Source organism: Acidaminococcus sp. (genome assembly GCA_022482815.1).
In the GTDB taxonomy this organism is placed as follows: domain Bacteria; phylum Bacillota; class Negativicutes; order Acidaminococcales; family Acidaminococcaceae; genus Acidaminococcus.
The window spans coordinates 2,705,190-2,717,539 of sequence record JAKVOM010000001.1 but is presented as its reverse complement, the minus strand read 5'-3'; the positions used below and the strand labels follow the sequence as shown (position 1 = coordinate 2,717,539).

The 12,350-nt window shown below is 50.5% G+C and carries 10 protein-coding genes; 5 read left to right on the top strand and 5 right to left on the bottom strand.

Going from position 1 to position 12,350, the window contains the following annotated elements:
- Nucleotides 1–27: 27 nt before the first annotated feature.
- The 5 genes from LKE33_11740 (at nucleotide 28) to LKE33_11720 (ending at nucleotide 5,605) form a co-directional block, all read left to right on the top strand.
- On the top strand, nucleotides 28–2,451 hold the full coding sequence (locus tag LKE33_11740; GenBank protein MCH3951587.1) for an autotransporter outer membrane beta-barrel domain-containing protein: 2,424 nt from the start codon (nucleotides 28–30) through the stop codon (nucleotides 2,449–2,451).
- A 288-nt stretch (nucleotides 2,452–2,739) separates the two neighbouring features.
- The gene (locus LKE33_11735) at nucleotides 2,740–3,003 is read left to right on the top strand and encodes a TIGR03905 family TSCPD domain-containing protein (protein ID MCH3951586.1); all 264 of its coding nucleotides are present in this window, start codon (nucleotides 2,740–2,742) and stop codon (nucleotides 3,001–3,003) included.
- Between the two features lie 76 nt (nucleotides 3,004–3,079).
- Nucleotides 3,080–3,409: a thioredoxin family protein gene (locus tag LKE33_11730; GenBank protein ID MCH3951585.1), complete on the top strand. Its 330-nt coding sequence runs from the start codon at nucleotides 3,080–3,082 to the stop codon at nucleotides 3,407–3,409.
- 355 nt (nucleotides 3,410–3,764) lie between these two features.
- Nucleotides 3,765–4,241, top strand: coding sequence for a low molecular weight phosphotyrosine protein phosphatase (locus tag LKE33_11725; protein MCH3951584.1), 477 nt, complete (start codon nucleotides 3,765–3,767; stop codon nucleotides 4,239–4,241).
- A gap of 137 nt (nucleotides 4,242–4,378) precedes the next feature.
- A complete protein-coding gene (locus LKE33_11720) occupies nucleotides 4,379–5,605 on the top strand; it encodes an HD domain-containing protein (GenBank protein MCH3951583.1) in 1,227 nt (408 codons plus the stop codon).
- 88 nt (nucleotides 5,606–5,693) lie between these two features.
- On the opposite strand, the gene LKE33_11715 is transcribed toward LKE33_11720, so the two are convergent.
- From LKE33_11715 to LKE33_11695, 5 genes are all read right to left on the bottom strand, one after another.
- Nucleotides 5,694–6,062, bottom strand: coding sequence for an ACT domain-containing protein (locus LKE33_11715; GenBank protein MCH3951582.1), 369 nt, complete (start codon nucleotides 6,060–6,062; stop codon nucleotides 5,694–5,696).
- Nucleotides 6,063–6,078: 16 nt separating this feature from the next.
- Entirely contained in the window at nucleotides 6,079–7,287 is a 1,209-nt protein-coding gene (locus LKE33_11710; GenBank protein ID MCH3951581.1) for an MFS transporter, read from the bottom strand.
- A gap of 65 nt (nucleotides 7,288–7,352) precedes the next feature.
- Nucleotides 7,353–7,850 carry a GNAT family N-acetyltransferase gene (locus tag LKE33_11705; protein ID MCH3951580.1) on the bottom strand — a complete coding sequence of 166 codons (498 nt, stop codon included), beginning with the start codon at nucleotides 7,848–7,850 and terminating at the stop codon, nucleotides 7,353–7,355.
- 12 nt (nucleotides 7,851–7,862) lie between these two features.
- Nucleotides 7,863–8,303, bottom strand: coding sequence for a MarR family transcriptional regulator (locus tag LKE33_11700; protein ID MCH3951579.1), 441 nt, complete (start codon nucleotides 8,301–8,303; stop codon nucleotides 7,863–7,865).
- 786 nt (nucleotides 8,304–9,089) lie between these two features.
- Nucleotides 9,090–12,269, bottom strand: a complete 3,180-nt coding sequence (locus LKE33_11695; protein ID MCH3951578.1) for a DUF3427 domain-containing protein — start codon at nucleotides 12,267–12,269, stop codon at nucleotides 9,090–9,092.
- Nucleotides 12,270–12,350 lie beyond the last annotated feature (81 nt).

The following is a 12,350-nucleotide window of genomic DNA, read 5'->3' as shown; positions in this document are numbered from 1 at the left end:
AACAATGAAAAATCGGGAGGGAAGATTATGGAGAGCAGACGATTATTTTTGTTGACGACGTTGGCGTTTATAAGTGCAGGTACTTTTTACCCGGCACATAACGTTTTCGCCGCAGAAAGTACCAGTATGAATGCCACGAATCCCGATTTTTCTTATAACAGCGGCGATGAACTGGTGAATGCGCATCAAGGTATTTCAATCGATACAGAGTCAGCAGCGGATATGCCGACGTATTCTTCCTATAATGTCGCAGCGAAACTGGGTGCGGACGATACGCTTCCCAGCAGCTGGACGAATCCCGATGAGCTGCACTGGAAATATCATTCCACCCTGCTTCACACTGGCGGAGACAGGACCATTAACAATGTCTCCATCGAGAGTACCGGCCGGGCTAACGAAAAATTGCGCGTCATACAGATTTACGGCGGCAATATCAATATGGACAACGTCACCATCAATACCGATGTCGAAAACGCTTTCGACGGCAGACTTTTGGAAGTTACCAATATCCGCGTTGCCAACAGCGGTTCGACCAGTGCCAATGTGACCATTAATAATCTTTACCTGGATAGTACCGTAGATTTTAAAGATGCCACCCAGGCGGCCCATAACGGGGTATACGCCCTCGTGGAAGGCACCTCTCAGGGCGCAGAATCTGTCCTGAACCTGACGGGTGATGTCTTTATCAATACGAACCTGACATCGGTCAGAGACGCTTATGATGGGGAATATGCCATCGGCGTCAGCAAGAACGATGCTGTGAGCGGCAAGTACGGCGGCGTCGTCAATATCAACGCTACGGCTGACCAGGAAGGGAATATCGTCGATCCCAATGCCAAGATTCAAATCTTCGGGAATATCGATGTGAAAAAGGGTATGGTGCGGCTCGCCATGAGCGGCAGCGACTCCGTCTGGTACGGCGCGGAAGTCGGGGGTATCGTACGGGATGAAAGTACCGGCTGGTATAAGCCGCGTGAAAACAGCTTCCTCATGCTCCGCCTTGCCGACGGTGCCCAATGGGTACCTGATATTATGCAGACCGATGACCCGGCCTTTGGCGATGAATCCGTCAAGGCTTCCTATATCGGGATGGTCAACCTGGAAGAAGGCGGTATCATTAATATGCACGGTCTTAACAAGCATACCAATGCGGCCGATACGGTGGATCACTTATATATCGGCAAACTGAACTCCGACGGCGGTATCCTGCGCATGGATGCTAATGGCAGCACCGTGGACAGCACCTATCGCAACGGGTCCGACTTTGTGGTCGTGCCGACTGGCTCGGGAACACTGTATGTTCAGCCGATTGACGGCAGCAAACTGGAAGGCATCACTGCTAGCAATCCGGTGAGAATCGGTGATGTGACAAGCCACTTGAATCTGGTAGGACTCTCCAGCACGTCTACGCTGGTGGAAGGTACACTGTACGACTACACGCCTATCCTGGAAAAGAACATCGTGTCGACAAAATTCGGGACACTGGCCGATGATGACTGGTATATTGTAGGCGTCGATAAAGAGACGACGGAAACGACGGACACGGCCAGATCTGCCACGGCTCTTCTGTACGGGGACTACATTTCCCACCGCTCCATCGATACGCTGAACCAGCGCATGGGTGAACTGCGGGACTACTCCGGCGCGAATGACGGCGTCTGGGTCCGCTGGAAGACCGGCGAGATGGAATCCCATCAGTTCGGACATTATGATTACGACTGGGATTTCTACCAAATTGGTTATGACCGGCGCATTCCGGCAAAGCGCGGTAACTGGTACGTAGGCGGTGCTTACCAGACGACAGTCGGTGATGCTTCTTACGACGACGGCACCGGCGACCTGCACATGTACGGCGGTTCCCTCTATGCCGGCTGGGCCGGTAACGGCGGCGAGTACATGGACTACGTCCTCCAGTACAATCACTACAAGAATAAATATACGATCTTTGCGGATAACGAGTCCGCCAGTGCCGATTACAGCACCAAAGCCTGGGCGGCCAGCGTCGAATACGGGAAGAAGTTCAACCTCGGCAACGAATGGTTCTTCGAACCGCAGACCCAGCTCGTCTACGGCGACATCGGCGACGCAGACTATACAATCACGAACGGCGTAAAAGTTCATCAGGAAAGTATGAACAGCTTGATTGGAAGACTGGGATTCCGTCTAGGGCGGCTTTTCCGCAATCCTTATGAAAAGGAACCCAACCAGTTCTACCTTAAATTCAACGTCTTCCATGAATTCGGCGACGACAAAGAAGTCAGCCTCCTTGGTGCTGATTCTACTACCTTCAACGGCACGGTCGCAGCCCGCGATACCTGGTATAAAGTCGGTATCGGCGGAAAAGTCACCCTCGGTAAGAACGCTGCCCTCTACGGCGACGTGGAAAAATCCTTCGGCGGAGATATTACGACCAAATGGCAGTTCAACGCCGGACTCAGATGGATGTTCTGATGAAACGAAACTGTGGGATATAGTTAAACTTTAATAAGACTCAAAAGGAGCTTTGATGTGACTCTTCTGCATCAAAGCTCCTTTTTTGCTGCCCTTTCAATTTATAGAATTCGTTTGCTGAGCTCAGGCTGCGTGCCAAATGCGTTTTTTCTTTTCCACTCCCAATCAGTTTTTTCATACCATACAAGTAAAAACTGCGTACTTGATAAGTTTTTAATACTAAGTATAATAACGATATCAGTAAAATACATACAAATTGCCAAAATGTGATAAAAAGGAGCGACAATCATGAAGCAGTTTGAGGTAAAAACGCAAGGTACCTGTTCTCAGTTGATTCATTTTTCCCTGGAAGATGGGAAAATTCATGACATACATTTTTTTGGCGGATGCCCAGGCAATCTGAGCGCGATTTCTAAGTTATTGGAAGGGGAACGCGCTGAAAAAGTTGTGAACCTTCTTAAGGGCAATCGCTGCGGCGACCGTCCTACTTCCTGCGCCGATCAGCTGGCCCGCGGCGTAGAAAAGGCACTTCGGCAGATGAAAACTGCCTGAATACGCTGAAACCCAAGGTTCACGTTGTGATGGCATAATCATCCGGGGGCCGGAAATGAAGGGGAGGTACTCTTTCATGTACACTGTGCTTAGCGGAGCATGGAAACTTCCGCAGCTGATTGCCGATAACGACTGCCTCGTTATCCAGTTTGGAACGCAGACCTGCAGTCCCTGCCGTGCTATCGCCTCTAAACTGCAGATGTGGAGCCGAAAACATCCGGAATTTAATGTTGTCTATGTGCCCATGGAAAAGCACCTGCAGCAAAGCGTACAGATGGGCGTACTGAGCGCACCGACGCTCCTGACTTACATCGATGGGCAGCTGACCCGGCGGGAGTGCGGGTACTTCAGTTTGGAACGGGCACTCTCCAAAACAGAGAAACTCATGAAGTTTCGCAACGGGTGAATCGCTGCGTGTGCAAGGTACGGATTGCCTTATATATATAACAGTTTGCTTTTGTGGATGCCCATTTCAGCATCGCTAAATCCCTCCAGGGACTCCAGGCGTTTTATAAGCCTGGAGACTTTTTTGTTTGAAAATGACTTTGTTTTCTCTTACGATTCCTGCTGATAAGGTGCGTATTTTCTGTTACAATAAAAACGTGTGAGAGACATCACACCGACAGATGGTTTGCAGTGAAACAAGAGACCAAATGTCATCGGCTGCCTGTCTCAAGAATCCGCCAAGGTGGATTTCAGCACGATTGTACTAACTACCAATCACTATCCACTTATTTCTATATCAAAGGAGTTACCATACAATGACTAAAATTCTCTTCGTCTGTCACGGTAATATCTGCCGCAGTCCTGTGGCTGAGTTTGTCCTGAAGGACATGGTGAAAAAGGCGGGAAGGGAAAAGGAATTTTTCATTGCTTCCGCGGCGACGACGACGGACGAGATTTGGAACGGTGTGGGGAACCCTATCTATCCTCCGGCTCGGGATACGCTGCTGCAGCACGGCATCGATCCGGCAGGCAAACGGGCCGCACTGCTGACACGCGACGACTACGACCGGTATGATTTCATCATCGGCATGGACCGGGAAAATCTTCATGATATGCATCGTATCTGCGGAGGCGACCCCCAGCACAAGATCTCGCTGCTTCTTGATTACACGGATCATCCGCGCGATGTGGCCGATCCGTGGTATACGCGGAATTTTGATGTGGCTTATGCGGATATCGTCGAGGGATGCAGGGCCTTTGTGAAAAAAGAACTTGCGGGCCGTCAGCAGTGAGAGCAGCAGAGGACGGCATTCCTTTGCTGAAACTTTTTGTCAGTCATTCAATGCTTTTACGTAGGCAATGAAAGATAAATAGGGTATAATGAAGTTATCTGAGTAAAATTTTTCACAGGAAAGGGAGGCAGACTGCATTGAAACTGAGTTTGTTGTATTTCCTGATGCCGATGATTGAAGCACTGGATATTGAAGAACGAGCATTGACGGGTTCCACCGGCGGGCACGGGGAACGTGTCGCCTATCTGTCGTGCCTGATGGCAAAACCGCTCTTTCTGCCGCAGCCGGAACTCATGGATTTTGTGGAATGCGCGCTGCTTCATGACTGCGGCGCCGTGGAAAATCTGCGTAATCTGCGGGATGCCAAGGCCGATGGAAGGGAGTATTTCGAAATGCTTCCTGACGGACGCAAAATCAGCGGTGACCAGGTGCACGCACTTTTGGGCGAACGGATCATCCGGCAGCTGCCCTTTTATGGCGACGTGAAAGATATCCTGCTCATGTATCACGAATGTGCCGATGGCTCCGGGCCGTTGGGACTTACGGAACCAGAAATCAACTTCAAATCCCAGATTATTTTTCTGGTAGACCGCATGGATGTCTGGTACGATCTGCCGCACCTGAAAAAAGAAGAATTCCGGCCCATGATGGACCGCATGCATTCGCGGGCAAACCATGAATTCTCGGAGCGGGCCCTTGAGCTGATGGATGAGACGATTCATTGGAAAGACATCGAGCGCCTTCAGGAAGAACGTCCCGATGTACTGCTTAAAGAGATGCTGCCGGAAGATGAAGAGGAGTATTCTAAAGAACAGATTGAGGAGCTCACGCAGTTCTTTTGTTATATCGTCGATAATAAGTCTTCCTTTACGAAGGACCATTCCGCGGGCATCATGCACAAAGCCAGTGACATGGCGCAGTATTACGGCTGGGATGAGGATAAGCTCGAGCGTTTCACTCTTGCGGCGGCACTGCACGATTACGGCAAGCTGGCTGTACGCACCGCCGTATTGGAAAAGCCCGGAAAACTGACGGACAGCGAATTTGCGGAAATGAAGCTCCACGTGAAATGGACTTATCATATGCTGAACGGCATCCCTGGATTTGAAGATATTCGTGACTGGGCTTCGTTCCATCACGAAAAACTCGACGGCAGCGGGTACTGTCTCGGCCTGACGGGCAAAGATCTTACCTTTGAGGAGCGCCTGCTTGGGTGTATTAATATTTATCAGGCGCTGACGGAAAAGCGCCCCTATAAAGACGGATTCTCCCATCAAAAGACGATTTCCATCATGAAGGATATGGTGGAGGAAGGGAAGATTGATGGGGGTGTTGTGGAAGATTTGAATCGGTATTACGGATAATTACGTAGGAAAGGCACCTGCCTCACGATGCGCGCGAGACTTGTCGAACGCCAGCGTGAGGCAGGTGCCTTTAAAAATTCGTATTCAACTATATGCTCGTAATATACCCATTTTCCTGTAGTACAGCTAATGCTTTGTTGTACTGCTGTGCTTTGGTCAGGATATAGTCGGTGTTATAGGTGGAAATAGCGAAGATTCCGATTTTGTGCTCGGCAAGGAGCGTGGAAATTTTGGATAGAATTCCAATGAGTGAAAAGTCCAGCGTGCCCTCAATGCGGAAGGCTTTCCAGCCGTCGTCCCGCGCTGTTGTATTTTTTGGGACGTCGGTAGTCAGGCAGACCAAAGAATTTTCTTCGTCCGTTTTACCGATGAAGCAATAGGTAGAAGCAAAATTTACTTCGGAATAATCCCTGACTTTGCAGACCGAGAAGTCATAAGGAATGGATTGAATTTTCATCGTATCGTTCTTTCTTTTAAATTCTTGAGCTGGCAAACGAAGCGAAGCAGCACAGTGCAATATCCACGCACCAAATCGCCACGTAGCTGCCTGTCAGATTGACACAGACGCCGCCAAGGGACGCACTGAGGAACGCACCCACCTGATGGCACAGGAAGAGCACGCCGATGAGCGTAGCTGTCTGGGCAAGCGGGAAATGCTCGTTCACGACACCCGACGTAGGCGGTACAGAAGCTCCGCCCGTCAGTCCAAGTCCGACGCTGAAGAGACAGGCCGTGGCAAATGTCTTGGGCAGAAGGAACAGATACAGGGCGACCCATACGGCACGGAAGCCGTAGTAGAAGGCCAGCAGCTTTCCTTTATGCACCTTAGTGGAGAGATATCCCGCAATCAGGGAACCCAGTACCGTGGCAATGCCGTAGAAGCCATAGGCCCGCGCGGCCATGGCTCTTGCGATGCCGTAGGATACAAATTGGGAGTACAGGTGAGCTTCAATAATCACCATGTGGAATCCGCAGGTGGAAAATCCGCAGACCAGGCACCGGAAGGGGTGACTGGCAAAAGCGGAACGGAAAATTTCCCGGGCAGAAAGCGAAGCCCCGGCCTGTTCTTTAGCTGCCGGCGCGTCTTCACCTGTATACTTGCGATTCGTCAGGTAAAAAATTACGGGGAGGAGCAGCGCTGCAGGAAGGCTCAGACGCATGGCTGCTTCCGGAAGCCCTCCCCCTGCAACAGCACCTTCAATCACAGGCGACAGGATGGTAGAACCAAGACCGGCCGCCGCATTGATGAAACCGGAAATCATGGCCCCGTTTTTAGGCCCTACGGCAGAAACAACAGCCGCCAGGATAATCCCAAACGAAATGGCTCCGGCCCCGGACCCGATGAGGAGCCCGACGGCCACGATGAGTCCCGCCATGGAATGTATGAAAGGAAGGGAGGCTAACCCCGCCAGATACAGGCAGACACCCAGGAAAAGCACAAAACGATTGGAGCGGCGCGCCGCAATGAGCCCGAAGAGAGGCTGGAAGGCACCGAAAGATAACTGCATGACGGCGATGGCAAAGCTGACTTCCTGGTAGGAAAGTCCGGTAGCCTCCATGAGCGGTTTCAGAAGGATTCCGATATCGCAGCGGATGCCGCCGCTGATTCCGTAGAGGAGTACGGCAGCAAGACCGCACAAGAAAAAGGTGACGGGTGTAATCCGTTTTGTTTCAGCAGTCATTGGTCATTCTCCTTTCTTTGTATCAGCAGCTTTTTACGCGGCCGTCAGGCAGGGCGGAAAGCAAATCAGCAAACTTTCTGGAAAGCAATTTTCGTGCTGTTGTCAAACCAGATGGTTCCGGTATATTGGTAACCCATTTTATCGATAATATGGCGCATGATATGGTTGTCTTCGTCCGTATCGACGCGGATATTATGGATGCCCTGGGACAGCGCGAAATCTTCGCAGGCTTCGAACATCTTCTGGGCCAGACCCTTGCCTCTGACACTGTTGTCGACGGCCATGCGGTGGATGACGATATAAGGATCACTGTTCAGCCAGCTGCCCTTCAACGTATCATATGCTTCTTCACCACGGGAATCGATGCCGGCGTAGCCGATGATTTTTCCTTCGTCCTTCAGGACATAGCCGATTCCGTCGTTCAGGTCTTTTTCAATATCGCTCATGGCCGGATAACCGGTCTGCCACTGATCAACCCCCTGGCCTTTGAGGAAAGCTTTTGCCTGGTTGATGATGTCCATAATTCTTTCCGCATCTTTCTTCGTTGCCTTTACAAGTTCCATTTCTAATCCTCCTTAATGATTTTCCAGCCAGTCCGACTGGACATTGCGCTGCAATTTTCTGATGAGCTGCAGCAACTGATTGATTTCGTCAGTTGTAAATCCGTTGAGCCCGACAGCAATCTGCCGGTTTTCTTCCTGAATCAGTTCTTCGTACAATCCGTTACCCTTGTCCGTGGGGGACAGGTGCCAGACCCGTTTGTCTTTTTCGTCCCGGGAGCGGCGGACCAGCCCTGCTTCTTCCAGCTTCTTGACGGCCTTGGCGGTTGTACCTTTATCTACATTGCATTCAGCTGTGAGATCCGTCTGGCGGATGCTCGGCGATTCATGGATGCGGGTCAGAAAAATGAACTGACCTCGCTGCAGACCGTACGTTCGGAACTTCATGGCCATGACCGACTGGACGCAGCGGCAGAGAGAACCGATATTCCGCAAAAGGTCATTGGTAACTTTCATGCTGCCTCCTCTTTTACTATTTAGTTGAACTTTCAACTAAATGCAGTATACAGCAGGGAGATGGGATTGTCAATAGAGTCTGTAAAAATTTTTAGAATAACGCTGTGGCGCTTCGCGCAAAGGGAAAGCTATCCTCCGTCACTTCGTGACCCATCCTCCTTCCGACTGCGTGGAAGGAGATTGTAGAAGATAGCCAAACCTTCGGTTTGACTGAATTAAAGCTGGGAAGCTGTGGCCGCCATAGGCGGCGGGCCTTCGGCAGAGAGGTATAAATAAAAAAGCGCCTTTGGCATATGGCATTTGGCCTGGTGCGTGTAAAGCAATGACGTCATAAAACTTCGAAGGTAAAAGAAGCTGTCTTCCACCGCAAGGCGGTTCCTCCTTCTTTTGATTTCACGAAGTGAAATGAAAGAAGGCCTTTTTGTAGCAAGGCTGCGCTCCTTGCACGAATAGAATAATAAGGGCCATCATCCACCGCAGGAAGCACTGACGGTAGTCAGGGCTGACAAGTGCGGGGGGAAGATAGCTTCTTTTATTTATTCAATTTTCACAGAAGATTTGCTGCAAGACAGCCGCAGGGACGCGAAGAACCGAGTTGGGGCTACGAGGGCGTACAAAAGAGGTACGTTGAGTGGTCACAACTCGGTTCGACAAAGTCCATGCGGTTGGATTCTGCAAATCGCTCTGTGAAATTCCCTATAAAAAGCTCTGCCTCCTGATGCGCGTGAGACTTGTCGAACGCCAGAGGGAGGCAGGTGCCTTTAAACTGTACTAACTTAATTTGTATTACATTACCCCAGCACTATCAGTAGTACGGATGTATTTTGCAGGAATCGGGTGTTCGAGTTTGTATATGATTGTCATAGGTTGGGAACCGGACCAGCTGACGATCTGCGCTTTTCCCAAAAAGGTGAAACTCATAGCCACATCGTGTAAACCCTTCTTACGTTCGCGGACAAAGAACAGGACGATATTGCCGTTTTCCCGCTGGTGGATATAGCGCTGTCCTGTCGTGGAAGCTGGTGTCGTGAGGTTTTGTGACTGCCAGTGAAAGAGCGTTTCACTCATGGAGTAATCTTCGTAAAGCGTTGTATCGGAAAATTCTTTTTCCGATTTATTCAGCGTGACGAGGAATACATCTGTTGGCTTTGTAACGGTATTACTTTTTCCAGGGTCCAGGTACTTGACGCCTTCCCGCACGCTGCTTGGCTTATCGACCCCCAGTGCCGCAAAAATCTGGTCGCGGGAATAATGGCAGTAGACTTCCAGGGCGCAGGGATAAGGCAGATTTGCCATTTCCGGGAGTACAGAGAAGCTATCATACTGAATGGAAAGCACTTCTTTGAGTTCTTTCGTAAAAGGACTGTCACTCGGGAAGCGGGCCAGCGTTTCCCCAAAACCTTCTCCGTCACTCCCCAAAAGCGTAAACTGCCACATCCGGGCATACTGTTTTTCGACGTCTGAAAGGGAAGAAGGCGGCGTATCAAAGCTCTTCATCAGGAAGGTCAGCCATTTCGGTGAGTCAATGGAAAGAATCCGCGGAAATGCCTTTGTGAGCTTTTCTTCTGTATCATCAGGCGGCACGGATGGCAGCACGCCGGCTTCCATGCAGAGGCGGGTGAAGGAACGTGTCTTGTCATAGAACACGTTCAGATCGATTCCGGCTGCTTTCATAAATTCCATAATCGTGGGAACGCGTCCTGCTGCTTCATAAAGCTCCTGAATCAGTTCCTTGTAGTAGTCATTCCGGCGCAGACGGGCCTTGATGTTATCCAGTACCCGTTTCTGTGCAATTTCTTCGAGCTGGATGGAGCACCCTTTGGGCACGTGGGGAAAACCATGTTCGATTTCCTTTTTGATCTTGCCATTTTGACGGCCGCCGAGCAGCGCTTCAAAACGAGCGGCAAAGTTATATTTCCGATTCGCCTGGGCTACAAAATCCAGAACGGTCAGGCAGTCCTTGTGCGGTGCCAGACGAAGTCCGCGCCCCAGCTGCTGCAGGAAGATGGTCAGACTGTTCGTCGGACGCAGGAAGAGAACTGTATTAATGGAAGGGATATCGATGCCTTCATTAAAGAGGTCGACGACGAAGAGAAACTTGATTTTTCCCGTTTCCAGGTCAGTTCTGGCTTGTTTTCTCGTTTCATCCGAATCTTTGCCCGTTAAGGCAGCGGAAGGAAGATCGTGATCGTTGAAATACCTCGCCATAAAATGGGCATGGTCAATGGAAACGCAGAAACCGAGTCCCTTGATGTCTCGATTGTCTGCCGTATATCGATCCACAGCCGCTCTGATGGCCCTAGCTCGTTTCATGGCCGGCGCACTATCGAGCGCAAAGAGGTGGTTCAGCTCACTCAGGTCATACTGACCATTCGTCCATTTGATGTGGGTCAGGTCTACTGTATCGGCGACTCCAAAATAATGGAACGGGCAGAGCAGGCGGCGCTCAATGGCGTCGGACAGGCGAATCTCGGCGGCAATGTGCCCGTCAAAATAGGACAATATATTCTTGCCGTCCATGCGTTCCGGTGTAGCCGTGAGCCCCAGGAGAATCTTCGGTTTGAAATAACTAAGCAGATTCTGGTAGGACTTTGCAGCGGCGTGATGGAATTCATCGACGATAATCATGTCATAGTAATCCGGCGTCATGTGTTCCCATAGCCGGGTACTTTCCAGGGATTGGATAGACATGAAGAGGTGGGACAATTCGTCCGTCTTATTACGGCCGACATACAGCTTGCCAAAATTCGGATCCCTCATAACCTGGCGGAAGCAGGAGAGCGCCTGTTCCAGAATTTCCTCGCGGTGGGCGACAAAGAGCAGGCGTGCACCCTTTTTACGGCTGCGGGTGAAACGGCGGTAATCAAAGGCGGCAATGGCAGTTTTGCCGGTACCCGTAGCGGCAACAATCAGATTATGGTAATGATGGCGCTCCTTCCGTTCGACCTGCAGTGCGTCGAGGATGATTTGCTGGTAAGGGTAGGGACGGATTTCAAAGGTGTAGGAAGCCGCACTTTTCCTTTCACCGGGGTGGCGCTCTGCATCTATGGCCTGCTGCAGTTCATCGGCATCCTTGTTCGCATCAAATAACTTAAACTCGGCAGAATTCCAGTACGATTCAAAAGTGGCGTCCATCTTTTTCATGATGTCCGGCATATCCCGCTCGGTAATCTTCATGTTCCATTCAAGGCCATCGGCAATGGCCGCGTGGGAGAGATTGGAAGACCCGATGTAGGCCGTCGAAAAATGACTTTCGCGGTGGAAGATGTACGACTTGGCATGGAGCCGCGTTTCCTTGACGTTATAGGAAATCTTGACTTCGGTATTGGGCAGGTTAGCCAATTCTTCGATGGCCTTTGGATCTGTCGCACCCATGTAAGTCGTCGTGAGGATGCGCATCTTTCCGCCATTATTGGTAAAACGAATGAGCTCCGGGCGAATCATGGAGAAACCGGAGAATTTAATGAAGGAAACCAGAAAATCAATGCGGTCGGAAGAGGCGATTTCGCGCCGCAGTTCGGAAACAAGAGAAATATCTTTCTGGCTGTTGGTAAAGAGAAAGGAGCGGGAGAGGGACGTCTCGGGGCGAGGAAGTGGTGTATCTTTTAAACGGTTCATTTTTTGCGTGAGCTGGGTCAGCAAAAAATCGGCCTGCTTGATTTCATGGCCCTTGCCAAGCTCCTTGATCTTATTTGCTAAGAGGCGGATGACTTCATTCGTAAGTGTTAGTTCGCTCGTGAGGAGCTCCCCGTTGTTATCCTCTTTTTCACTGTCAGCAATCGTCTTCAGACAGCGCTGTACAATCTCTTTGACATAGGAAGCAAGATAATTGACGGCATCCTGCGGATCCAGGGTCTGCATGCGGGCCGAGATTTCGCCGCTTTGGATCGCTTCGTCCAGGATTTTGCCAAATTCCTCGGAAATAATTTTTTCATAAATACCGCTGGGCAGCGTGCGCGTGTTCAAAGTTTTCCCTCCTTATACTAACGAGATCAGTATAGCATCTTTTCGCATGAGATGGGAGATCCGCGCGCGGGAAGCAGTTTC